This window comes from Alcanivorax sp. HI0007, assembly GCF_001635525.1.
Taxonomy (GTDB): domain Bacteria; phylum Pseudomonadota; class Gammaproteobacteria; order Pseudomonadales; family Alcanivoracaceae; genus Alcanivorax.
The window spans coordinates 1-23,725 of record NZ_LWEJ01000243.1; the positions used below are offsets into that span (position 1 = coordinate 1).

Here is a 23,725-nt window from a genome sequence, read left to right on the forward strand (position 1 = left end):
GGTTTATCAATACCCTGGCCGGGGGCGGTGGCTTGTTGATCCTGCCGTTGCTGATGCTCAGTGGCATGAGTGCGGCATTGGCCAACGGCACCATGCGGGTGGGGGTGCTGATACAGAGCGTGGAGGCGGTGCGGCAGTTCAACAAGCGCGGGACCATGCCGTTCAAACCGCTGCCGGCCATTCTGGTGCCCTGTCTGCTGGGTACCCTGGTTGGAACGCTGGCAGCGTCCTATTTGCCGGAGAGCATCCTCAAACCGGTATTGCTGACCACCCTGGTGGTGGTGGCCCTGATCATGGTGTTCAAACCCAACCAGATGTTACCGGCTCCGGATGAGGTGCCACTGCAACCCAACGACTCCGTGGCCGGCTGGCTGGGACTGTTCTTCTGCGGCGCCTACGGCGGCTTTGTGCAGGCGGGGGTGGGCTTTGTGCTGATCGCCGTGCTGGTGGGGCAGCTTCGCTATGACCTGCTGCGCGGCAACGCGCTCAAGCTGGCCATCACCGGCAGCTTCACCGTGCTGGCGCTGGGCATTTTTGTGGCCCGGGACCAGGTGGCCTGGCTGCCGGGCCTGCTGGTGGCGGCCGGCACCTTGCTGGGCGTGCGCCTGGGCGTAGGCTTTGCCCACCGGGTATCCCCGACAGTGCTCAAGCGGATTCTGCTGGTGATGGTGCTGGCGGTGTGCCTGGCGGCGGCGATCAAGGGGTGAGTTGAAAGTTCAAAGTTGAAAGTTGAAAAGCGCGGGCAGGGCTTCGTGGTGTTCCAGCCAAAGTAGCCGCGATTCCGGGTTGGTGAGGCATATTGCCATGATTGCGGCGCGGCTCAGGCGAACCCGGGTGGAACTGGACCAGATTCGCGCTTTTCAACTTTAAACTTTCAACTCGCTCCTGCTCTCAAACCCCATCGCAACCGGGCCTTGAGGGCGGTATACTCGGCGCTCTCTGACAGCCAGCCAATAATGTTTCTCCTATGAAGAGTGCTGAACTACGCCAGGCCTTCCTGGACTACTTCGCCAGCCAGGGGCACGCCAAGGTGCCGTCCTCGTCGCTGGTGCCCCATAACGACCCCACGCTGCTGTTCACCAACGCGGGGATGAACCAGTTCAAGGATGTCTTTCTGGGCCGTGAGTCCCGGGATTACACCCGTGCCACCAGCTCCCAACGCTGCGTACGCGCTGGCGGCAAGCATAACGACCTGGAGAACGTGGGCTATACGGCGCGGCATCACACCTTCTTCGAGATGCTGGGTAACTTCAGCTTCGGCGACTACTTCAAGCGTGAAGCCATCAAGTTCGCCTGGGAATTCCTCACCGGTACTCTGGGCCTGCCGGAAGAGCGCCTGTGGGTCACCGTGCATGTGTCCGATGACGAAGCGGCGGATATCTGGCTGAAGGAAATGGGCGTCAGCGCCGAGCGCTTCTCCCGCCTGGACGAAGATAATTTCTGGCAGATGGGCGACACCGGCCCCTGTGGCCCCTGTTCCGAAATCTTCTATGACCACGGGGCAGATGTGCCCGGTGGTCCCCCGGGGTCCGAGAATGACGATCTGGACCGTTATATCGAGATCTGGAATCTGGTGTTCATGCAGTACGATCGTCAGCAGGACGGCGAGCTGAAGCCGCTGCCCAAGCCGAGCGTGGATACCGGCATGGGCCTGGAACGCATCGCGGCGGTGCTGCAGGGCGTGCATTCCAACTACGAGATTGATCTGTTTCAGGCGCTGCTGCAGGCGGCGGCAAACGCCACCGGCTGCCAGGATATGGAAGAGAAATCCCTGCGGGTGATTGCCGACCATATCCGTTCCGCCAGCTTCCTGATCTGTGACGGGGTGATACCGTCCAATGAAGGCCGTGGCTATGTGCTGCGCCGCATCATCCGTCGCGCCCTGCGCCACGGCCATAAGCTGGGTCAGGACAAGCCGTTCTTCTCCACCCTGGTGGGTGCATTGGTAGAACAGATGGGTGAGGCCTATCCGGAGCTGGTTCGAGAACAGGCCCGTATCGAGAAGGCGTTGCTGGCGGAAGAAGAGCAGTTCGGTCGCACCCTGGCCGCCGGCATGAAGGTGCTGGAAGCGGCCATTGCCGAGCTGGATGGCAAGGAGCTGCCCGGCGAGGTGCTGTTCAATCTTTATGACACCCATGGTTTTCCTCCGGATCTCACCGCCGATGTGGCCCGTGAGCGGGAGTTGACGGTGGACATGGCCGGTTTTGAAAAAGCCATGGAAGCCCAGCGTGAGCGTGCCCGAGGCGCTGGCAGCTTTGCCAATGATTACAGTGACCGACTCAATATCGAGGCGGTGACCGATTTCTCCGGTTACGAAAAACTGGCGGACGACGACAAGATCGTCGGCCTGTTCAAGGACGGCGAAGCGGTTGATGCCCTGCAGGCGGGTGAGGAAGGCATGGTGGTGCTGGCCAGCACGCCATTTTATGCCGAGTCCGGCGGTCAGGTGGGCGATAGTGGTTTCCTGGTGCAGGGCGATAACCGTTTCGCAGTGTCCGATACCAAGAAGCGTCAGGCGGCCCATGTGCACCTGGGCAAGGTGGAAAGCGGCAGCCTGAAGGTGGGCGAGAAAGTCTCCGCCTACGTGGATGTGGAGCGTCGTCGCGCCATCATGCGCAATCACTCCGCCACTCATCTGATGCATGCCGCCCTGCGTGACGTGCTGGGTGAGCATGTACAGCAGAAAGGCTCTCTGGTGGCATCCGACTATCTGCGCTTCGACTTTTCCCATGGTGAAGCCGTGAGCGAAGCCCAGCGCGAACAGATCGAGATTCTGGTGAACCGCCAGATTCTGGCCAACACCCCGGTGACTACCGAATTGATGGATATTGATGCCGCCCGGGAAGCCGGTGCCATGGCCCTGTTCGGTGAGAAATATGATGATCAGGTGCGCGTGCTCAGCATGGGCAGCGACGGTTTCTCCAAGGAGCTGTGTGGCGGAACCCACGTGAGTCGTACCGGCGATATCGGCCTGTTCCGGATTACCCTGGAAGCGTCCGCCGCTGCCGGTGTGCGCCGTATCGAAGCGGTTACCGGTGAGCATGCCCTGAGCGTGATGCGTCAGCAGGAGCGGGCGCTCAGTGAGATCGCGGCCACGGTGAAAAGCACACCGGACAACGCCGCCGAGCGGGTGCGCAACCAAGCGCAGAAAGTGCGCGAGCTGGAAAAGGAAATCGAGCGTCTCAAGCAGAAGCTGGCCAGTGGCGCCGGCAGCGACCTCACCGATGAGGTGCAGGAAATCGCCGGTGTGAAGGTATTGGCGACCCAGCTGGACGGTGCCGATGGCAAGACCCTGCGGGTCACCATGGACAAGCTGAAAGACAAGCTGGGCTCGGCGATTATCCTGCTGTCTGCCGTGGATGGCGATAAAGTGGCTCTGGTGGCGGGTGTCACCAAGGATCTCACCGACCGGTTCAAGGCCGGTGATCTGCTCAAGCATGTGGCCGAGCAGGTGGACGGTCGCGGCGGTGGCCGCCCGGACATGGCCCAGGGCGGGGGCAACAATCCCGCCGCCTTGCCGGCGGCCCTGGAAAGCGTGAAAAACTGGGTGTCTGAGCAGGGGGCGTAAGCTGCGGTCAAGACCGCGACTCAGCCCTCAACATGAAATCCGGGCGCGTTTCTGCTAAGGTTACGCGCTCTTTTTTGCAGATAAAGCGACTTTATGGCCCTTATAGTGCAGAAATACGGCGGTACCTCAGTGGGTACGGTCGAACGCATTCAAGCCGTCGCCGAGAAGGTGGCAGGTTTCCATAAACGGGGCGACCAGGTGGTCGTGGTGGTTTCCGCCATGAGCGGCGAAACCAATCGCCTGATCGAGCTGGCCAAAGGCGTCAGCGATAACCCTTCACCGCGGGAAATGGATGTGCTGGTTTCCACCGGCGAGCAGGTCACTATTGCCCTGCTGTCCATGGCGCTGCAGAAGCTGGGTATCAATGCCCGCTCCTACACGGGTAGCCAGATTCCCCTGCGCACCGACAGTGTCTACTCCAAGGCCCGTATCGAAGAGATTGACGACAAGAAAGTGCGCGCCGATCTGAATGGCGGCAGTGTGGTGGTCGTGGCCGGTTTCCAGGGTGTTGATGCGGACGGCAACATTACCACCCTCGGCCGTGGTGGTTCCGACACCACCGCCGTGGCACTGGCCGCGGCCCTGAAGGCCGACGAGTGTCAGATCTACACCGATGTGGATGGCGTCTACACGACCGATCCCCGTGTGGTGGATAACGCCCGTCGCCTGGACAGCATTACCTTCGAGGAAATGCTGGAAATGGCCAGCCAGGGCTCCAAGGTCCTGCAGATTCGCTCTGTGGAATTCGCCGGCAAGTACAATGTGCCGCTGCGTGTCTTGTCCAGTTTTCAGGATGGTCCTGGAACTCTCATTACCGTCGACGACGAGGTTGATATGGAAAAGCCGGTAATCTCCGGAATTGCCTTTACCCGTGATGAAGCCAAAATCATCGTGCGTGGCGCCCCGGATACTCCGGGCATTGCCTACAAGATCCTCGGCCCGGTGAGTGCAGAGAACATCGAAGTAGACATGATCGTGCAGAACGTGGGCAAGGACGGCGCCGCCGACTTTACCTTTACGGTGCACCGCAACGACTTTGCCCGTGCCCAGGAAGCCCTGCGCAAGGCTTCCGAGGAGCTGGGTAACCCGGAAATCATTGGTGACGACAAGATCGCCAAGGTGTCCCTGGTGGGTGTGGGCATGCGTTCCCACGCCGGCGTGGCATCCAAGATGTTTGAAGCCCTGGCCAAGGAAGGGGTCAACATCGAGATGATCTCCACCTCGGAAATCAAGGTATCGGTGGTCATGGCCGAGAAATATCTGGAGCTGGCGGTGCGTGCTCTGCACTCCGCGTTCGAGCTGGATCAGCCTTCAAGCTGAGCCCGTAGCTTCATCGTGGTGCCTGGCACGAGCCTTTGCCGCCACAGAACATTTTCTTCAGTCGACCGTATTTCCTGATACGGCGCTTCCTCAGAAAATGCCCTGTGACAACAAATTCTTGCGCCAGGCACCACGCTGAAACCACAGCTCAGCTTCAGGCTGAAGGCAGGGCTCAGCCACATACTGCCAGGTAGGTATGGGGCGACGACCGGTTGGTCTCGCCCCCCTTCACGGCGAGACTTACGAATACGCTTCAGGCATACTACCGCCCCCGTACCAGGGGTGGGTAAATGGTCCCGCACCAAGGAGTCGTCACGGACGACAACCCGCGAGCCCCGGGTACGGCATGCGCTCACGGAAATTGAAGGACCCCAGGAGGGATCATTATGTTAATTCTTACGCGTCGAGTTGGTGAGACCCTGATGGTAGGTGATGAAGTCACCGTGACTGTTCTGGGTGTAAAAGGTAACCAGGTTCGCATCGGTGTGAACGCGCCGAAAGAGGTTGCCGTGCATCGGGAAGAAATCTACCAGCGTATACAGCACGAAAAATCACCAGACGGTGAGTCTGCCTGATTTTTGGGCTGTATTTTCTCCGCAAAATCGTTATGATGCGCGGCGAGTTTGGAAACAGGCCGGCAAGAGCCCAGATTCCAGACTGACAATATGACCGCATTCCGGAGAGGTGGGTGAGTGGCTGAAACCAGTTCCCTGCTAAGGAACCATACGGGTTACCGTATCGCGGGTTCGAATCCCGCCCTCTCCGCCATATATCCAAAAACGCCCCGCACTGCGGGGCGTTTTTCGTTGGAGCCTTGCTTGCAAGGCGAAGCCCTCCAGTTGGCACAGCGCTGCCCTGCAAGCTCCTCTTTTGGTTATTTATGACGCCTCACTGATTTCGCCTGCAGGCAGGCTCCTGCAAAAAAGGCGCTAACGAGATCCGCTCATAGTCACGCGCAAACATTTTCAACCCGCGCGCCCTCCCAGTTACGCTACACTATGCGCCCCGAAGAACATCGACCCAAGGTGACGCCATGACTGACACCCTGACCATCGCCCGCCCCGACGACTGGCATCTGCATTTCCGCGACGGCGAGCTGCTCGCTGAGACGGTGCCAGCCACGGCGAACGTGTTTGGCCGTGCCATTGTCATGCCCAACCTGACGCCACCGGTGAATACCGTGGCGCAAGCGGATGAATACCGGCAGCGGATTCTCGCCCAGGTGCCGGCGGGAGTGACGTTTGAGCCACTGATGGTGTTGTACCTGACCGATACCACGCCGGTGGAAGAGGTGGAGCGGGCCGCGAAGAGTGACTTCGTGCATGCCTTCAAGCTATACCCGGCAGGGGCTACCACCAATTCCGATAGCGGGGTGACCGACCCGGGCAAGATTACCCATCTGTATGCGGCCATGGAAAAACACGATGTGCCGCTGCTGGTTCATGGTGAAGTCACTGATGCGGACATTGATATCTTTGACCGGGAAAAAGTCTTTATTGACCGTTACCTCAATGATATCCGTCGCCAGTTTCCCGGTTTGCGCATTGTCTTTGAGCATGTGACTACGTCAGAGGGGGTTAACTTTGTGCGTGAGGCCAGCGAGCTGACCGCCGCCACCGTGACGCCACAGCACCTGCTGATGAACCGGAACGATTTGCTGGTGGGCGGGGTGCGCCCGCATAACTACTGCCTGCCGATTCTCAAGCGGCGCCAGCATCAGCAGAGCATCCAGCAGGCGGTGCTGGAAGGGCATGACCGTTTTTTCCTGGGTACGGATTCCGCCCCGCATCCACGCAACAAGAAAGAGGCGGCCTGCGGCTGCGCCGGCTGTTATTCCGCCCGGGCGGCGTTACCCCTGTATGCCAGCTTTCTTGAACAGTACAACGCCCTGGACAAACTGGAAGGCTTTGCCAGCCACTTCGGCGCAGATTTCTACCGGCTGCCCCGCCATACCGACACCGTGACCCTGGTGCGCAAGCCCTGGTCCGTGCCGGAGGTGATTGATGCGGCCGGGGAGGCCATGGTGCCGTTCTACGCCGGCCAGCAACTGCCCTGGTCCCTGGCCTGATTGATGGATCGCTTGCCGGTTGTTGTCCTGAGCGGCTTTCTGGGCAGCGGCAAGACCACGCTGCTCAACCGCTGGCTCAGTGAGCGTCAGGATCTGGCGGTAATCATCAATGAGCTTGGCGATATCGGTATCGACCAGCATCTCACCGGCGAGAGCCGCGTTCCGGTGACCCTGCTGTCCGGTGGCTGCCTGTGCTGTGTGATACAGGGAACCCTGTCGAGCACCCTGCGCAACCTTTTCATGGCCCGCAAAAACGGTGAGCTGCCGCCGTTTTCCACCCTGGTGCTGGAAACCACCGGTGCCGCTGATCCCTTTGGTGTCACCGCCCCGCTGGAACAGGACCCCTGGTTGCAGAAACGCTTCTTCTGCCAGTCGGTGTTGACGGTGGTGGATGCGCTGGCCGGGACTCGCAGCCTGGAACGTCATCCGGAGTGGCTGGAACAGATTCATGCCGCCGATGCCTTGCTGCTGTCGAAGACAGCACAGTGTGAGCCGGAAGCCCTGGCGGCTTTGCAGGCGCAACTGACAGCGCTTAATCCCACTGCCCATATTTATCCGGAACCGGCACCGGTGGACCTGCTGGAACAGTCCTTTACCCGCCGCTGCCGCGTGACGGGCAGTTTTGCGCCGGTTGCACCGGGAGGCTCTCTGCTGTCGCCCCACCATCCGCAGACTCAGCCATCCCGTCACCAGCTGTACAGCGCCTCCCTGCGTTGGGAGGGAGGGCTGTCATGGCCCCTCTGGCAGGCGGCCTTGAAGCAACTCGCCAAGCAATGCGGCGATAGCCTGATCCGGGTAAAGGGCCTGCTATGCGTGGAAGGCCTGGATGGCCCATTGCTGGTGCAGTGGGTGGAAGCGCAGGAACCCGAGTTGACCCCGCTCAAGCAATGGCCTGACGAGGATGCCGTCACCCGACTGGTACTGATTGTCCGCCATCCACAGGCTGACTTTGCGCAGCAACAACTGGCACACTGGGAAACCTTGTTGACACAGCTTTCCTAGGACCAGAGATGGGCTATCTTTTCCTTGCCGTGGCCATCCTTGCTGAAGTGGTGGCGACCAGTGCACTGAACGCCTCCCAGGGCTTCTCACGGCTATGGCCATCTGTGGTCACCGTGGTGGGCTACAGCATTGCTTTCTATGCACTATCGTTGACTTTGCGCACCATTCCCATGGGCATAGCCTATGCGGTGTGGGCCGGTGTCGGTATTGTATTGATTGCGCTGGTGGGAGCGCTGTTTTTCCGTCAGCAGCCAGACCTGCCTGCGGTGGTGGGGATGGCGTTCATTGTGGTCGGCGTGGTGCTGGTGACGTTTGTGTCACAGACCAGCGGACACTGAACCAACGAGACAAGGAGTTCCCGTGACAGAGCGGATGCAGAATGCCGAGCAGGCTGTGGATTATGTGATCAAACAGACCGATGGTGATATTCGCCTGGCCATGCCACTGGGGCTGGGCAAGCCGAACCGGTTTGTGAATGCCCTCTATGCCCGGGTGGAAAAAGACCCCTCCCTGTCCCTGGATATTTATACGGCCTTGTCCCTGGGCAAGCCCGCTGCCGGCAGTGATCTGGAGAAACGTTTTCTCAACCCCTTCGCCGATCGTCTGTTCGGTGACTATGAAGAGTTGGCCTACCTGAAACCCCAGAAGCGCAGCGCGTTGCCGGCCAATATCCGCGTGTTCGAGTTCTTCGTGCAGCCGGGCAGCATGCTGGGCAGCGACAGTGCCCAGCAGCATTACATCAGCAGTAACTACACCCATGTAGCCCGGGATCTCAACGCACGCCAAATCAATGTGGTGGCGCAGATGCTCGCGCACCGGGAGGAAGACGGCACGGATCGCTACAGCTTTTCCTGTAATCCGGAAGTGACCCTGGATTTGATGCCTCTACTCAAAGCGCGCCGGGAGGCCGGTGAGACCATTGTCTCCGTGGGGCAAGTGCACCGGGATCTCCCCTTTATGGAAAACGATGCCCGGGTGGACGACTGGTTGGCGGACATGGATATCCTGCTGGATGACCCCGAAGGTCACACGCGCCTGTTCAGCACACCGAATATGCCAGTGAATACCCAGGACCACTTTGTCGGCCTTCACGCCAGTACTCTGGTGAAGGATGGCGGTACCCTGCAGATCGGCATTGGTGCCCTGGGGGACGCGCTGGTCCATCATTTGCGTCTGCGCGAGCAGGATAACGCGCTCTACCGCTCCTTGCTCGAGGCATGGTCCCTGCCTGACAGCCACCAACAGCTGGTGGACAGGGAAGGGGGCATGGGGGTGTTCCGTGAAGGCCTCTATGGCTGCAGCGAGATGATGACCCATGGCCTGCTCACGCTGATTGATGATGGCATTATCCGCCGTCCGGTGTATGACTGGGCGCCCCTGCAACAGCTGGAAATGCACAATCCGGCCAAGCCCGGGCTGGCGTTGCTGGATGCCTTGCGCGAACAGGATGCTATCCGCCGTCGTCTCAATCACGATCATCTCCGTCAGCTGAAACGGTTCGGTATTTTCCGAAGTGATATCGAAAAGCACGGTGACGAACTGGTGCTGCCCAATGATATCCGCGTGGCCAACGACCTGGATGACCGGGCTACCCGGGAAGCCCTCAAGGCAGTATTCGGCGAGGAGCTGGCTGGTGGCGTGGTCATGCATGGCGGCTTTTTCCTGGGGCCCCAGGCGTTCTATGAACGCCTTCGTGAGCTGGACCCGGCCAGTCGTGCGGCCATCAACATGACCCACATCAGTTTCATCAATCATCTCTACGGCGATGAAACACTCAAGCGTCTGCAGCGCCAGGATGCCCGCTTTGTGAATACCGCTTTTACCGTGACTCTGCTGGGCGCGGCGGTGGCCGATCAGGTGGAAGACGGCCGGGTGCTCAGTGGCGTTGGCGGACAGTACAACTTTGTCAGCCAGGCCCATGAACTGGAGGGTGCCCGTTCCATTCTGATGGTTCGAGCCTGGCGTGAACGGGCCGGCGAAGCCATGAGTAATGTGGTCTTCCGTTACGGACACAACACCATTCCCCGCCATCTGCGCGATATGGTGGTGACGGAATACGGGGTGGCGGATCTGCGTGGCAAGACCGATGAGGAAGTGGTCATGGCCATGCTCAATGTGGCTGACAGCCGCTTCCAGATTGATCTTATGGAAGAGGCCCAGGCTGCGGGCAAACTGCGTAAGGATTATCAGATCCCGGAACCCTATCGGCGCAACAACCCGGAGCATCTGCACGAGATTGCCGAGCGCCATGCGGACAAGGCATTTCCCATGTTCCCGCTGGGTTCAGACTTCAACCCGGTGGAGCAGCGGCTGCTCAAGGCGCTGACCTGGCTGAAGGAAAAGGTCAGCCAGAAGGAATACCTGAAACTTGGACGCAAGGCGTTGTTCGAAGAGGGCAGTGAAAGCGATTTTATTGCCGAGCTGGAACGCATGTCCCTGTCGGATCCCCACGGAATCCGGGCGCACCTTTACCAACGTCTGCTGTTGACGGCACTGGAAGCCACACGGCCCTGAAATGGTTCCAGGGCGGAAATCAGAAGCGAGGTACGCGTTTCGAAAAGCTTTTCGCTCCTCGTGACTCCTACCTCGCGACTTCGGTTGTTTGACGCCCATTCCTGAAGAGACCGAAGGGCCGTTCCCGGGGAAAGAACGGTCCATCCTAAGCGCTTTTTCTTTCTTCTCCCTGGTCCGCTTTCTTCGAGCGCGCCTTGCCCGGGCTGCTGGATAGCACCCGCCAGAACGGAATGCGCCGGGTGACGGCCACCATTTCGTCCACGCTGTCACCGATGCCGGACAGGCGATCCACGGTGTCTCTCAGGCCCACCAGCTCGTCCACGTGCTCCGAGATCTTGAACACCACCATGTAGAATTCCAGCAGGGCACGCAGTACCGAGGCCAACACCAGGAACGTCAGTGGGGCGGCAAAGAAAAAGTAGAAAAGCCCGCGCCAGGTCGACGCCATAAAGGCTTCCACGCAGACATAGATCAGCCCACAGGCAAGGGCCACCAGAGCAATACCATAAACGCCGGGCAGTACCTGAATGATCATGTATTTGTCGAATTTGAAATTGAACAGTTCGCGCCAGTACTGCACCACCCAGAAGAGGGCCCGGCGCATACGGATACCGAATTTTTCGGGGCGTTTTTCCGGCGCGTTTTGCTGATTATTCTCTACCATTTTGCGTACTGCTCCTCGACAAAACCGTATTGCCCGTCGATGGTGAGGGAGCGTCCGTCCTTGAGTCGGAGCTCGCCATCGAAGCGGCCAAACAGCTGGTTGAAATTGCTGGCAAACAGGCCCAGGTTCATCCGTTCGCGATGATTGCCATTGGGGGTGAAACGAAGCATGACCTGCCCGCACTGGCTGCGCAGGGTCCAGGGTTGCATCAGATCATCCCGGTTGTATTCAAAGATCACGCCGCCGGTGGGGATCATCTGATCATCCACCCACAGGCAGTTTTCTGAAAATGTGGTTTCGTTGACGCCACAGGACAGATTCAGCCCCACCCGGGTTTTCCCCACGCGGGCGGACAGGCAGGCCCAGTTCCAGAAGGTTTCGCGGCGCATATAGCCGGCGGAAAAATCGTGGTGCCCGAAAGCATCCAGCCCGGCCAGATCCTGCCGGTTTCCCTCTTGCTCCAGGGTGCCGGTGACGGTACGGCCGGCGACCTTGTTGGCATAGACCCAGCCATTGACGCCAGTGCGGGTGCACAAGGACATGGGCTGGTAGTCCGGGCCTTCATCCATCCGCACGTTCAGTGACAGATCCTTCAGGTTCACTGCCAGGGTCTTGCTCAGGCCGGCTCCCTGATCCTGGTAGCCGAGACGGATATCCACGCCACGGCGTTGGAAAACACTGTCCCCCTGCCGCGGGGAGGTGGACATGACCAGCTCACGTCCCAGCGGCGATCGCCAAGTATATTCCCGCAAGCGACCGCTGCGGGGTTCAAAGATGTAAAAAAACGCCATACCCAGGTAGGCGGTATGGGCCAGGGCGCAGCCGGCCAGCAATTCCTGACTGATCACACCGAAATACTGGAATTGCTTGTAGTGGAAATGGCGGGCGTAACGGGACGCTGGCTGCCCCATGGGCGTGCGGTAATCCGCCTGTCGACCATTGATGGTGGTGACGGTGTCGGGGAATACGCCATGGGCGACCTGGCCCTGGTTATCGACCAGTGCCTGGGGTTGAGCCTGAAAGTTCATGTGTTTGGCCAGCTGACAGGAACAATGAAGCCCGGAGTGTCACGGTGGCGTTGGGTCACCATGAGAGGGCGTTGACGACTTTCAACATAGTCAATCAAGGTGGGGGTCGCAATCAAAGTGGTACTTTTGTCCGACATAAACGGGCAAGGCCAGCAGGGCCGCTCAACAATTGACCATTCCCCCTCGTCCAGGGCGTCACTGGGCAACCACCAGCCCCTTTCATGGCCGGGGTATGGTTGCACACCGTCGCTCGGGGTGTGTTGCCGGTAGAACAGCCGTCCGCGGCTGAGCAATGCGGTGCCGTCTGGCTGCCAGCCCTTCTCGGCGAGCTGCTCGCGGACTTCCGGCATGGTGGAACGGGGCAGCTGCTGATCGAACAGGTGGCGGGCCTTGCGGTCCAGAGTGTCGTGGCTGTTAGGGCCAAACCAGGCCTGGGCGGTGCCCAGGTAAAACTTCAGCGCCAGCTCCCAGTGCCACAGTTTTCCTTCCAGGTGGTCGTGCACCAGCATATCCAGTTCGCCCAGGGTGCGGCCCTGGTGGCGAAAGGGGAGGTTGCTGGCGATGCGCTCCAGATTGCGGCTGGCATCCACCAGGGCAGACACCCATTGCTCGAATATCAGCCCCAGTCGTCGTGCTGGCGTGTGGGCCTGCAGTCGCAATGCGGCCCGCTCCAGCAGGTCCGGGTCGAGTTGATATTCCCGTTTTAGCAGCTCGCCGGCATCCCGGCTGGGCGAAGGGCAAGGCAACAGGGGAGGGGCCTCCACCAGCCAGCGCAGCAGGCCGGCTGGTGGAGGTGAGGTCATGCTGAAGTGGATAGAATCTCGCGTTTGTTTAATGCGGTTTTCACCTCGTCAGCCCAGTGCAGCCAGGCCTGTTGATCCAGGATGCCCCGGCGCAGGGTCAGGTAGGTGAACAGATCCTTGTCGCGACCCTGTTCATCCAGTTTCCTGGCCAGTGCCTCGAAGGTATGCAGACGTTCACGACGCAGATCCGCCTGGTCGTCCAGCTCACGCAGGATGGACGAGGAATCTGACAGGGCGCCACCGGCAATTTTTACCATAAAGGCATCGCGAATGCGCGGTGGGGCTGCGGGTTTTCGAAGCCATCGAATCAACTCGTCGCGGCCTTCTTCCGTGATCCGGTACAGTTTTTTGTCCGGTTTGCCATCCTGGGGGATATGGCGAAACTTCACCATATTCTGGTCATTCAATTTTCCCAGTTCCAGGTAAATCTGCTGATGGGTGGCGTTCCATACCAGCCCAATGCTGTTAGCAAATTCGCGAGCGAGGTCGTAACCGCTGGCTTCCTGATCTTGAAGCAGGACAAGTATGGCATGGCGCAAAGACACGGCTCACTCCTCGTTTTATTATGTGATGCAATACCATTTTGATAGTAGAGAGCCGTGTTATTGCTGCGCAATCCGTTGAATAAGTAGTTTTGTAAAAACTTGGTGAACTTACACCACAGTCCAAGAGCAATGTAAGTAATTGTTATCAAAAGGGATGCACTCTGTTGGCCAAAAAGGGCAGAAAGGAAAAGAATGTTTCTGTCGGGATTACATTGATTGGGGGATTGCAGACTGGCCCGGCATCCCGTGATCCGGGAAGGGTGCCGGGCCGCTTGCCCGTCAGTGGGATCGGGCAGGAAGGGCTATCAGCTGGCTGGCCTGAAACTCGGCAGAAGCCTTGAGTTGTTCTGCGTTCAGTTTGGGAACCAGGGTGTTGATCAGGCTGCGTGAAGCCTTGCGGGTGGTCTCCACCCCCATGCTAGCCACTTTGCGAAGCACCGGGCCAAATTGCAGCAGGGCCATGGGACGTTCGAAGTACCATTCAATCGCCTGATCGGTCAGGGCCAGCAGGTAGCGGACCAGCTCCTTGCGCGCCTTTTCCGGATTCTCCTCGCACAGCTGTGGCAGGCTTTTTCCCAGGGCGGCCATGTCTTCATCCACCGGGAACGCCACATACCAGAAGTCCTCGCCGGCGGCGGGCTGGCGGACCTGATCCATGTAACTGGCCGCATCGCGGTTTTGTTGCAGGTCCAGTTTCTTGACGCTGCGACTCACCACCAGGTGGGTGGTCTTGTTGATGGTCTGGGTGGTCATGCCCACCACTTTCATCATGCCGGGGGATAGCCGGGCCGCCTCGGCGGCCCGGGTCAGGAAAGCGGTGAGCGCTTCATCAATAAACAGGCTCATGATCGCCTCCAGCTCTTGCGGCTCCGGCCGGGTGGCGCCGTCCTGCATGCGACGGATAAAGCCATCGGTTTTCCGGTGCAGGGAATCGCTGGAACGGAAAGCCACATGCGGTATTGTCATTATTCGAGTCCTGAGGCCATGGATGAACCGATCATACCCAGCCTGGCCGGGGGCTCAAATGACCGAAACGGGTGCCGGCATGACTTTTCCGCCCGGCGCGACTCCGGGTATTCCTTTTTGTGTTCCAATGGAAGATGATTCGCGCCCTGCGGAATAGGCGAGGAGAGAGCATGTTAGGCGTCGTCAATGCGGATGCGGAGCGGGTAAAGCAATGGCTCCAGCAAGCGAATATCCGACATTACATCTGTGAGCATTGCCACGGCCTGCACCTGTCCGAGCTGCAGGAGCGAGATGGTGTGGTGGATGCCCGTGTGTTCGTGGAAGAGGATGGCATCCTGCTGACCACTGAGCTGGAATTGCGTCCGTCGGCCCTGTTCGCGGTGCAGGCAGAGTTGACCCGGCTTAACATGGCGTATCCGTCCATCAAGCTGTTTCTGGATGTGAGCGACGATTCCCTGCCCCGGCTGGTGGCCTGCGATCTGTTGCTGAGCCGCCATGGTGTGTCCTTCGAACAGTTCATCTACTTTGTCCAGGCCACCGTGGATGCCACGGTGCAATTGCTGGATGAGGGCCAGGAATATCACTGGCTGATCTGGCCGGATGAGATGGACAGCGGTGCCGGAGAGGCGCTGCACTAACGATTCACTTCGGGAGGCACTGCGGTGCAAGACAATGCGGATTCACTGGGTGGCGTCGGCGGCGATCGACTGGACGGCCTTATCGACGGGCTGGTTCAGCATGGTTATGCCATTGCTCCCGGTTATCTCCCCTTGTCACTGGTCCGTGCCCTGCGTGAGGAGGCCCAGCACCGTGACCAGCAGGGTGCCTTTCAGCTGGCCGGTATCGGTCGCCGGCAAGAGCATCAGAAAGATACCCGCATCCGCAGCGACCGAACCTGCTGGTTAAGAGGGGAAACCCTGGCCCAGTGCCAGTTTCTGGAGGAGCTGGAAAGCCTGCGAGTGGCGGTGAACCGGTCCCTGTTCATGGGACTGTTTGAGCTGGAATCCCATTTTGCCATTTACGGGCCGGGTGACTATTACCAGCGCCATCTGGATGCCTTCAATGGCAATAACGGCCGTCTGCTGTCCGTGGTGCTGTACCTGAATGAAGGCTGGCAAAGCCAGTGGGGCGGGCGTTTGCGTCTGTGGCCGGACCCCGATGCCCAGGGCGTGGCCACCGAGGTGGAGCCCCGTGCCGGCACCCTGGTGGCGTTTCTCAGCGAGAAAATTCCCCACGAAGTCTTGGCAGCCACCCGGGAACGCTACAGTATTGCCGGATGGTTTCGCTGCAACAACACCACCGCCGACTGGCTCGATCCGCCACGCTGATTCTGGTCCTGCTACTGGGGCAGAGCGGTGCGTGGGCGTCGCTCTGTGCCAACCCGGGTCGCGATGGCCAGGGTGGCAGTAAGGCTGTCTTCAACAGCTATTTCACCGGCCCGGATAGTCAGACGCTCTCCTCGGGCAGCCGCACCTTTTCCCTGACCCGCCAGCGGGGGGAGACGCCACTGCGTGCCGGCGATCTGGCCCTGCTGATGCAAGTGCAGAGTGCCTCCATCAATACCACCAACCGTAGCGGCTATGGCCAGCTCCAGGGGCATGACCTGGTGGCCGAATGGGTGCGCGTGGACCGGGTGGAAGGTCAGCAGGTATGGATTGAAGGTGGCGGTCCGGCCGGCGGGCTGATTTACCACTATGTGAATGCCCCGGCCAGTGGCGAGCAAGGGCGCCGTCGTTGGCAGCTGGTGCGGGTTCCCCAGTACGAGCATTTCTCATTACAGCAGGATGCCCGGGCTCTGCCCTGGGATGGTCACACCGGTGGGGTACTGGCGCTGGATGTGCGACGCAAGGTAACCCTGAACGGGCACCGGTTGTCGGTGGCGGGTGCCGGTTTTCGTGGTGGCCCGGCGCTGTCCTTGCTGGGCGCGCTGGGACGGCCGACAGATTGGCGCTATCCGGCACCGACGGTTGAGGATCGGCAGGCGGGATATGGCCACCATGCCAGCAAGGGGGAGGGGCTGGCCGGTACGCCGGCCCTGTTGCTGGGAGCGGACAAGGGGTATCCCGGTGGCGACATGGGGCGCGGTGCGCCGGCGAACGCCGGCGGTGGAGGGAATGGCCTGGATTTGGCCCACCAGCGATTGGGCAACGGCGGAGGAGGAGGTAACGGCTCCGCCGGGGAGCATGGCTTGCCACAGGAAGGGGGTGGCCGGGGCGGCCATGACGCGCCACGGGCCATGGTGCTGGGCGGCGGCGGCGGTGCCGCTGGACGGCGCCAGGGAGACGGCGGCCAGGGCGGTGACGGGGGTGGTCTGCTGCTGATCAGGGCCGCGGGCCTGCAAGGTGGGGCCCTGGACCTGCGCGGTCTGCCCGGCAGCCCGGCCGGCGAAGTGGGCGGAGGTGGCGGTAGCGGCGGCACCCTGTGGCTGGATCTGCCGGTCATCGATGCGTTGGCAGTCACCATTGAGCATGCCGGGGGCGCCGGTGCCAAAGACGGCGGGCGGGGAGGTGACGGCCAACGACTGGCAAGGGGCCAGCGCGATTGGCCGGGGTTTCATTCGTTGCGGTTGGCGGGGGCCGAGGCCGGCTTTCGTTGTCGCCCTGCCGGTCACTGGCTGACCGGCGTGCTGTTCGAGGATAACGGCGCCGGTGGCGGGCAGGCATTCAATCTGCGGCGTGAGGGTGACGAGTCGCCCTTGCCCGGCCTCACGGTGACCCTTCAGGACCCGGCCAGCGATTGGCAAAAAACCACCCTTACCGGTGCGTCCGGGGCTTTCCAGTTCCGTTTGTCGGAAGCGCAAAGCCGTGGCCAGACGTTATGGTTGTCGCTGATGTTGCCCGAGGGGTGGCGATTGCCGACGCTGCCGTTACTCAATGGGGAGGCAGGCCAACTGCGTGGCGAGCAGATTCGCTGGCCGGTGCGGGCCGTCCCCGATCGTCACACCGGCCCGTTGAGACTGGGCGTGATCGCGGAACCGGGTTGGCAGGCGCCGGACGACACCGTGCTGGCGCCGGGCAGTACGGCCGTGCTGGCTTTTGAATATCAGGCTCCGGTCACCGGTCAGGTGCGTTTCCACAGTGATCACCCGGCGGTGCGGGGGTTGTTGATGGATCGGGCTTGCTCCGGTGATAGCGAACAATGGCAACGTGGGCAGAATGCGGACTGGCCGGTGACCGCCGGGGAGCGTTTGTGCGTGAGGGTGCCGGTGCGTTTTGATGGCCAGCCAACCCGCATTCCGGTGACAGCTACCACACTGCCCCACAATGGGCCTGCCGGCTTTGTGATGACGCCCCAGCAGAGCGCGGTAAAAATTCTTCCCGGGTCTTGAAAGTATTTCCAGTATCCCCATTTCTTTCACTGTGACGACCCGGCCGGTTGGAGCCTTGCTGGCATTCTGAATGACAGTGGTTCCCTGTCACGCACCATTCAATCAACCTTTTTTCAGTGGATGCCGCAGTGGTGGGTCTGCTGAAGAGTATGGAGATATGTGTGATGAATACCGGATTTTCCCTTGCGCCCCTGTTTCGCCATTCCGTGGGCTTTGACCGCTTCGATGAACTGTTGGATGCCGCCCTGCGTGCAGATCAGTCCAATGGATACCCGCCGTATGACATCATTCGCGAGAGTGATGGCCGCTACCGAATCGTGATGGCCGTGGCCGGTTTTTCCCGCGATGATCTGGAAATCACGGTCCAGGAAAACGAGCTGCGCATTCGTGGCAGTCTGCCGCCGCAGAATGACGGCGAGCGTACCTGGCTGCATCAGGGTATTGCCCGGCGCGCCTTCGAGCGCACCTTCAAGCTGGCGGACCACGTGGAAGTGGACGGCGCGGGTCTGACCGATGGGTTGCTCACGGTGACCCTGAATCGGGTGGTTCCCGAGGAAAAGAAGCCCCGCGTCATCCCTGTGGAAGGCGAACAATCACCAACAAATCGTAATTAAATCGCTGCACTTTGTGACGCGATTTCTGTGACATAGTAAAGGGGCCGATAAGGCCCCTTTTTGCTAATTTAGGGGTGATGCCTGACGGCATCGGCCCGATATAACCAAAGGGTCTTAACCGGATACTGATCATGCTCACCGGATCAGCGCAGGGTCGTACTTAAACCCGGCCAGGACGGCCGGAACTCTGCAACCCCAACTCCATTGTCATCAGCCACAGGGAGCGGCATGCAATGAAACGTCTTTATTACTTCGCGAAATCACTGACCTCCGTTCAGGGGATTACCTCGGATCTGCGCCAGGCGGGCATCGGCGAAAATCGCCTGCATGTGATGGGGAATGACAGCTCGGCAATGGCCCGGGCCCATGTGCACACCACCACGCCCTGGGAAGAAACCGATATCATGCATTCCGGCTTTGTGGGTGCGTTGGGCGGTATGGCAATAGGCCTGCTGCTGGGCTTTCTGCTGGCCGGTGCCGACCCCTGGGGCATGCAGCTGGACACCGGCGCCATCATTGGTGTGACGCTTTTTGGTACCTGTTTTGGCGCCTGGCTGGGTGGCCTGCGCGGGGTCTCTTCCCGCAGCCACCATCTGACCCCCTATCTGGATCGGGTGGAGCAGGGCGATTACCTGATGATGGTAGACGCGGATGATGAGGTGCAGGCCAGCAAGGTGCAAAAGGTCATGCAAGGGCATCGTCACGAAGCCGAAGAGGCCGGCCGTGAGGAGCATTTCAGTCCGTTTGATTAATTGGAGCCTGGCTCACAAGGCGAAAGGCGTGACGGAACCCTTCGTCCTGCAAGCAAGGCTCCAACGGGGCTGATAATGCTGATGCCTGTGATCAGGCATCCATCCAGTAGGCTGCCACATCCAGCAGGCGGTGGCTGAATCCCCACTCGTTGTCGTACCAGGCCAGCAGCTTCAGTTGCTGGCCGAGTAATCGGCTGTGGTTGGTGTCCACCACGCAGGAGTAGGGCAGGTGGTTGAAGTCGCTGGATACCAGCGGCAGATGATTGACCGCCAGGACACCTTGCAGATGACTGTGGGCGGCATTGCTCAGAGCCTCGTGGACCTGCTCCAGGGATTCCACCTGTTCCAGGGTGACGGTGAAATCCACCAGCGACACATTGAGTGTGGGGACGCGCACCGCGAGGCCATCCAGCCGGCCCTGCAGATGAGGCAGCACCAGGCCCACGGCTTTTGCCGCCCCGGTGCTGGTAGGAATCATGTTCACCGCCGCCGCCCGGGCACGCAGCAGATCCCCGTGGGCCTTATCCACCAGATTCTGGTCGTTGGTATAGCTGTGGATCGTGGTCATCAGGCCCTGGCGAACCGTAAAGGCCTGGTCGAGCACGGCCACCATTGGCGCCAGGCAGTTGGTGGTACAGGAGGCGTTTGAGACAATCTGGTGGTCGCTGCCCAGCAGTGAATGATTGACCCCGTAGACCACGGTGGCGTCTGCATCATCCACCGGATAACTGGCCAGTACCCGGGGGGCGCCGGCTTTCAGGTGATCTTTCAGGGCGTCCCGGCTTTTGTACTTGCCGGCGCATTCGATCACCAGATCCGGTCCCAGGGATTGCCATGGCAGGTCCGTCAGTCGGCTTTCCGCAAAGCAGGGAATGCGGTGGCCGTTGATCTCCAGGTGGCTGCCGTCGTAATGCACGGAGTGTGGCCAGCGTCCATGGGTGGTGTCGAACGCCAGCAAGTGGGCGAGCACGTGAAAATCGGCCAGATCGTTAATGGCGACCAGCTCGAAACGGTCGCCGGCGGGATGCTCACTGATCGCCCGGACAAGACAGCGACCGATGCGGCCAAAACCGTTGATGGCAATGCGAATCTTCTTGCTGCTTGTCATGGCACACTCTCCGTCCACCATAGACTTTCAGTGTAGTCCCGTGGGGACTATCTCGGCCAGTCTGATCAAGCTTTAGGCAGATGGGCAGGGGGTATCTTGCAATGGCCGGTCGCTTTGGCCACAATGCGCCCTCGCTCTGCGGCCCCGGTTGCAGGCGCGTAATGGTCGACCCGTCGGTCCCCCCGCAACGACAGACTGTGAACTCCGCCAGGCCCGGAAGGGAGCAACGGTAGCAGTGGACTCGTGTGCCGGGGTGCGGCTGGCGGGAAGACCTCCAATCTTCTTCCCGCCGATACCCGGCTGCTTTTACCGAACTCGCCTTCTGCACTGTCTTCCCCGCGGGAACTTCGTTAGCATTAAGCCCTTCATGAGACACCCCTTTTCCGCTGAATACCGGTGTCGATGCCTGTTGGTTGGAGTGCTATGAGTTATCAGGTTCTTGCCCGTAAATACCGTCCCCGCACCTTTGATGAGCTGGTGGGGCAGGAGCATGTCTCGCGGGCTCTGATGCATGCGCTGGATCAGGATCGCCTTCACCATGCCTATCTGTTCACCGGTACCCGGGGGGTGGGCAAGACCACCATCGCCCGCATCCTGTCCCGCTGTCTGAACTGCGAGCAGGGCGTCAGTGCCCGACCCTGCGGGGTTTGCCCCACCTGTGTGGAAATCGGCGAAGGTCGCTTTGTGGACCTGATCGAGGTGGATGCGGCCAGCCGCACCAAGGTGGAAGATACCCGCGAGCTGCTCGACAACGTGCAGTACGCGCCCACACGGGGCCGTTACAAGGTCTACCTCATCGATGAGGTGCACATGCTGTCAGCGCATTCGTTCAATGCGTTGCTCAAGACCCTGGAAGAACCGCCGCCCCATGTGAAATTCCTGCTGGCCACCACCGATCCGCAGAAATTGCCGGTGACGGTGTTGTCCCGCTGTCTGCAGTTCAGCCTCAAGGCATTGCCGGCGGAGCAGATCGCCGGCCATCTGCAGGCCCTGCTCGACAAGGAAATGATCCGCTACGAGGCTCCCGCCCTGCTGGCCCTGGGCAAGGCGGCCCAGGGGTCCATGCGTGATGCCCTCAGCCTCACCGACCAGGCCATTGCCTTTGGCAGTGAGCAGCTCAGCAGCGAGGCCGTGAATGCCATGCTGGGCACCGTGGACCGTAACCACGTGCTCACCCTGCTGGTGGCGCTGGCGGAGCAGGACCCGGCAGGCGTTCTGCAGGCGTTGGCCACTGTCAGTGAGCACTGCCCCGGTGAACTGGCACTGCTGGACGAGCTGATCAGTCAGCTTCATCAGCTGGCGGTGTGCCAGGCGGTGCCGGGCAGTCATGACGAGACCATGACCCAGCTGGCGGCGGCCCTCAGTGCCGAGCAGGTGCAACTCTATTACGATGTGGCCGTACGTGGCCGCCGGGATCTGCAGGATGCCCCGGATAGCCGCGCAGCACTGGAAATGCTGCTGCTGCGTATGGTGCTGTTTACCCCCAAAGGAGTGTTGCCGGCCGGGGGGGAACACGCCGGCGCAAAAAAGCCTGAAGCGGCAGCGTCGTCGGCTGAGGCCGGCGGGAAACCGGATTTGCGAGCCCTGCTGGATCGACCTGCCGCTGCCTCGGCACCGCCAACACCTTCTGCTCCACCCCCGGAGCCGCCTGCTGCTACCCCGGTAACGGAACCGGCGCCGCAAGGGGGGACAGCTTCCGCCGCCCTGTCCCGGGCGGAAGCGCAGGTTTCGCCGTCGCCCTCGAATCAGCAGGCCGCGCCCGAGACTGTTCAAGCCGAAGCGCCCGAGCCGGAACCGGAGCCCATGCCGGAACCGGTCGTGGAACCACAGAAACAGGAAGCGGCGGACGAACCGCCACTGGCGCCCCTGTCGGAGCCGCGTAGCGAATCAGAGGTGGCAACCTGGTGGGCCGCATTGCTGCTGCGCCTGGACCTGGACGGCACGGTGCGCAACATCGCCCGCAACGCGGTGCTGGTGAGCCGGGAAGACCCGGTCTGGACCTTGCGTATCAGTACCGGACACGAGGTCCTGGTCAACCGGGAACGGCTGGACGAGTTGAGCGGGGCACTGGAGAATTATTTCCAGCGGCGTATCCAGATCCAGGTGGAGTACGAACGTAAGGCTGGCGACACCCCGGAAGCCATGGCCGAAGCCCGTCGCCAGGAGTTGCTGGTCGATGCCAGCCGGACCTTGCATGACGATCCGGTGGTACAGCAGCTGGTGAGTACCTTTGATGGACGGCTTGACGAAGACAGCATAATGCCCAAGGAAACGGTGGAATAAGCGGGCTCGACGTCAGACGTCAGACGCGAATTTGGAGATAATGATGGATTTCGATATCAACTCTCTCATGCAGCAGGCCCAGGCCATGCAGGAGAAGATGAAAAAGATGCAGGACGAGGCCGCCAACGCGGAAGTGACCGGTGAATCCGGTGCCGGTCTGGTCAAGGTGACCATGAACGGTCGCCACGACGTCAAGAGTGTGGACATTGATGCCTCGCTGATGAGCGAGGACAAGGAATTGCTGGAAGACCTGCTGGCGGCTGCCGTCAACGACGCCGTGCGTCGGGTGGAAAAACAGCAACAGGACAACATGCAGAATATGGCCGGTGGTTTTCCCTTACCGCCGGGCTTCAAACCCTGAGGGGCCTTCGTCTGTGAAGCATGCGCCGCTGGTTGACCAGTTGATCCACGCCTTTACCTGCCTGCCCGGTGTGGGCCCCCGTTCTGCCCAGCGCATGGCCTATGCGCTGCTGGATCGCGGTCGTGAAGAGGGGCGGCGTCTTGGTGATGCCCTGCACGCGGCCATGGACGGCGTGCAGCACTGCCAGCGTTGCCGTAACTACGCGGAAGAAGAACTCTGCCCGGTGTGCAGCGATAGCCGCCGGGATTCTACCCTGGTCTGTATCGTCGCCACCCCGGCGGACGTGCTGGCCTTCGAGCAGTCCGGTGAATACCGGGGCCAGTACTTTGTGCTGATGGGGGAACTGTCCCCCCTGGACGGCATCGGTCCCCGGGAACTGGGACTGGATGTGCTCGAACAGCGTCTGCAGCACGGTGAGATCAACGAATTGATTCTTGCCACCGGCACCACCGTGGAAGGGGAAGCCACTGCCCACTATGTGCTGGACCTGGCCCAGGAAGCCGGTGTCACCGTCAGTCGAATTGCCCAGGGTGTGCCCATGGGCGGCGATCTGGAATTCGTGGATGGCGCGACCCTGGCCCAGGCTCTGCGTGGCCGACGCCCTTTCCAGTAATCCTTTCCCGCTACTCCGTTACAGATACCCGTAAGCCTGCCGGCTAGGGATACCGTGTGGTCTGAAAGAGGATCGCCAGCAGGCGGCTGCTGCCTGCGAAGTGGGGTTCGACGGCAGCAAAAAGACAACCATCATGCTGTGAAGCGGATTGTTGCCGGGTGACTGGCCCCCTGCGGTCCACCTCTGTT

The 23,725-nt window shown here is 60.6% G+C and carries 22 protein-coding genes, 1 tRNA gene and 1 other RNA gene; 18 read left to right on the forward strand and 6 right to left on the reverse strand.

Annotation, left to right across the window (positions count from 1 at the left end):
• The 9 genes from A3714_RS12395 to A3714_RS12435 all read left to right on the forward strand — a co-directional run.
• Positions 1–707 (forward strand): sulfite exporter TauE/SafE family protein (locus tag A3714_RS12395; RefSeq protein WP_063527188.1); only part of this gene is annotated, 707 nt, incomplete at its 5' end.
• A gap of 260 nt (positions 708–967) precedes the next feature.
• Entirely contained in the window at positions 968–3,568 is a 2,601-nt protein-coding gene (gene alaS / locus A3714_RS12400; protein WP_063508495.1) for an alanine--tRNA ligase, read from the forward strand.
• A gap of 93 nt (positions 3,569–3,661) precedes the next feature.
• The gene (locus A3714_RS12405; protein WP_063508496.1) at positions 3,662–4,888 is read left to right on the forward strand and encodes an aspartate kinase; all 1,227 of its coding nucleotides are present in this window, start codon (positions 3,662–3,664) and stop codon (positions 4,886–4,888) included.
• Between the two features lie 386 nt (positions 4,889–5,274).
• Complete coding sequence (gene csrA, locus A3714_RS12410; RefSeq protein WP_062817490.1) at positions 5,275–5,463, forward strand: carbon storage regulator CsrA; 189 nt, start codon at positions 5,275–5,277, stop codon at positions 5,461–5,463.
• A 103-nt stretch (positions 5,464–5,566) separates the two neighbouring features.
• Positions 5,567–5,656, forward strand: a tRNA-Ser gene (locus A3714_RS12415).
• 265 nt (positions 5,657–5,921) lie between these two features.
• Positions 5,922–6,956, forward strand: a complete 1,035-nt coding sequence (pyrC, locus tag A3714_RS12420) for a dihydroorotase (protein WP_063508497.1) — start codon at positions 5,922–5,924, stop codon at positions 6,954–6,956.
• A gap of 3 nt (positions 6,957–6,959) precedes the next feature.
• Complete coding sequence (locus tag A3714_RS12425) at positions 6,960–7,958, forward strand: GTP-binding protein (RefSeq protein WP_231866003.1); 999 nt, start codon at positions 6,960–6,962, stop codon at positions 7,956–7,958.
• Between the two features lie 8 nt (positions 7,959–7,966).
• Positions 7,967–8,296: a multidrug efflux SMR transporter gene (locus tag A3714_RS12430; RefSeq protein ID WP_062817974.1), complete on the forward strand. Its 330-nt coding sequence runs from the start codon at positions 7,967–7,969 to the stop codon at positions 8,294–8,296.
• A 22-nt stretch (positions 8,297–8,318) separates the two neighbouring features.
• Complete coding sequence (locus A3714_RS12435) at positions 8,319–10,472, forward strand: acetyl-CoA hydrolase/transferase C-terminal domain-containing protein (RefSeq protein WP_063508499.1); 2,154 nt, start codon at positions 8,319–8,321, stop codon at positions 10,470–10,472.
• A 145-nt stretch (positions 10,473–10,617) separates the two neighbouring features.
• Here the strand turns inward: A3714_RS12435 and A3714_RS12440 are convergent, their stop codons facing one another.
• The 5 genes from A3714_RS12440 to A3714_RS12460 form a co-directional block, all read right to left on the reverse strand.
• Positions 10,618–11,136, reverse strand: coding sequence for a DUF4282 domain-containing protein (locus A3714_RS12440; protein ID WP_062817972.1), 519 nt, complete (start codon positions 11,134–11,136; stop codon positions 10,618–10,620).
• Positions 11,130–12,164: a DUF2804 domain-containing protein gene (locus tag A3714_RS12445; RefSeq protein WP_063508500.1), complete on the reverse strand. Its 1,035-nt coding sequence runs from the start codon at positions 12,162–12,164 to the stop codon at positions 11,130–11,132. Before A3714_RS12445 ends, A3714_RS12440 begins: the two co-directional genes overlap by 7 nt.
• The gene (locus A3714_RS12450; RefSeq protein ID WP_063508501.1) at positions 12,161–12,967 is read right to left on the reverse strand and encodes a DUF1853 family protein; all 807 of its coding nucleotides are present in this window, start codon (positions 12,965–12,967) and stop codon (positions 12,161–12,163) included. The genes A3714_RS12445 and A3714_RS12450 overlap by 4 nt, the downstream gene beginning before the upstream one ends.
• Complete coding sequence (locus A3714_RS12455) at positions 12,964–13,512, reverse strand: PadR family transcriptional regulator (protein ID WP_062817969.1); 549 nt, start codon at positions 13,510–13,512, stop codon at positions 12,964–12,966. The genes A3714_RS12450 and A3714_RS12455 overlap by 4 nt, the downstream gene beginning before the upstream one ends.
• A gap of 279 nt (positions 13,513–13,791) precedes the next feature.
• Positions 13,792–14,478, reverse strand: a complete 687-nt coding sequence (locus tag A3714_RS12460; protein WP_063508502.1) for a hypothetical protein — start codon at positions 14,476–14,478, stop codon at positions 13,792–13,794.
• Between the two features lie 170 nt (positions 14,479–14,648).
• Here A3714_RS12460 and A3714_RS12465 point away from each other — a divergent pair, with 170 nt between their 5' ends.
• The 5 genes from A3714_RS12465 (at position 14,649) to A3714_RS12485 (ending at position 19,172) form a co-directional block, all read left to right on the forward strand.
• Positions 14,649–15,116: a YbjN domain-containing protein gene (locus A3714_RS12465; RefSeq protein WP_062817967.1), complete on the forward strand. Its 468-nt coding sequence runs from the start codon at positions 14,649–14,651 to the stop codon at positions 15,114–15,116.
• Positions 15,117–15,140: 24 nt separating this feature from the next.
• Positions 15,141–15,806, forward strand: coding sequence for a 2OG-Fe(II) oxygenase (locus A3714_RS12470; protein WP_062817966.1), 666 nt, complete (start codon positions 15,141–15,143; stop codon positions 15,804–15,806).
• Positions 15,755–17,806 (forward strand): carboxypeptidase-like regulatory domain-containing protein, encoded by a 2,052-nt coding sequence (locus tag A3714_RS12475; RefSeq protein ID WP_063508121.1) that lies wholly within the window; start codon positions 15,755–15,757, stop codon positions 17,804–17,806. Before A3714_RS12470 ends, A3714_RS12475 begins: the two co-directional genes overlap by 52 nt.
• A 164-nt stretch (positions 17,807–17,970) precedes the next feature.
• Positions 17,971–18,420 carry an Hsp20 family protein gene (locus tag A3714_RS12480; RefSeq protein ID WP_062817964.1) on the forward strand — a complete coding sequence of 150 codons (450 nt, stop codon included), beginning with the start codon at positions 17,971–17,973 and terminating at the stop codon, positions 18,418–18,420.
• A 233-nt stretch (positions 18,421–18,653) separates the two neighbouring features.
• Positions 18,654–19,172 carry a hypothetical protein gene (locus tag A3714_RS12485; RefSeq protein ID WP_063508120.1) on the forward strand — a complete coding sequence of 173 codons (519 nt, stop codon included), beginning with the start codon at positions 18,654–18,656 and terminating at the stop codon, positions 19,170–19,172.
• A gap of 91 nt (positions 19,173–19,263) precedes the next feature.
• On the opposite strand, the gene gap is transcribed toward A3714_RS12485, so the two are convergent.
• Positions 19,264–20,280: a type I glyceraldehyde-3-phosphate dehydrogenase gene (gap, locus tag A3714_RS12490; protein ID WP_063508119.1), complete on the reverse strand. Its 1,017-nt coding sequence runs from the start codon at positions 20,278–20,280 to the stop codon at positions 19,264–19,266.
• A 171-nt stretch (positions 20,281–20,451) separates the two neighbouring features.
• Between gap and ffs the strand changes: the two genes are divergently transcribed.
• The 4 genes from ffs to recR all read left to right on the forward strand — a co-directional run bounded on the left by ffs (position 20,452) and on the right by recR (position 23,537).
• Positions 20,452–20,548: signal recognition particle sRNA small type (gene ffs, locus A3714_RS12495), an RNA gene on the forward strand.
• 155 nt (positions 20,549–20,703) lie between these two features.
• The gene (dnaX, locus tag A3714_RS12500; protein WP_063508118.1) at positions 20,704–22,563 is read left to right on the forward strand and encodes a DNA polymerase III subunit gamma/tau; all 1,860 of its coding nucleotides are present in this window, start codon (positions 20,704–20,706) and stop codon (positions 22,561–22,563) included.
• 43 nt (positions 22,564–22,606) lie between these two features.
• Positions 22,607–22,924 (forward strand): YbaB/EbfC family nucleoid-associated protein, encoded by a 318-nt coding sequence (locus A3714_RS12505; protein WP_063508117.1) that lies wholly within the window; start codon positions 22,607–22,609, stop codon positions 22,922–22,924.
• Between the two features lie 13 nt (positions 22,925–22,937).
• Complete coding sequence (gene recR, locus A3714_RS12510) at positions 22,938–23,537, forward strand: recombination mediator RecR (RefSeq protein ID WP_063508116.1); 600 nt, start codon at positions 22,938–22,940, stop codon at positions 23,535–23,537.
• Positions 23,538–23,725: the final 188 nt, after the last annotated feature.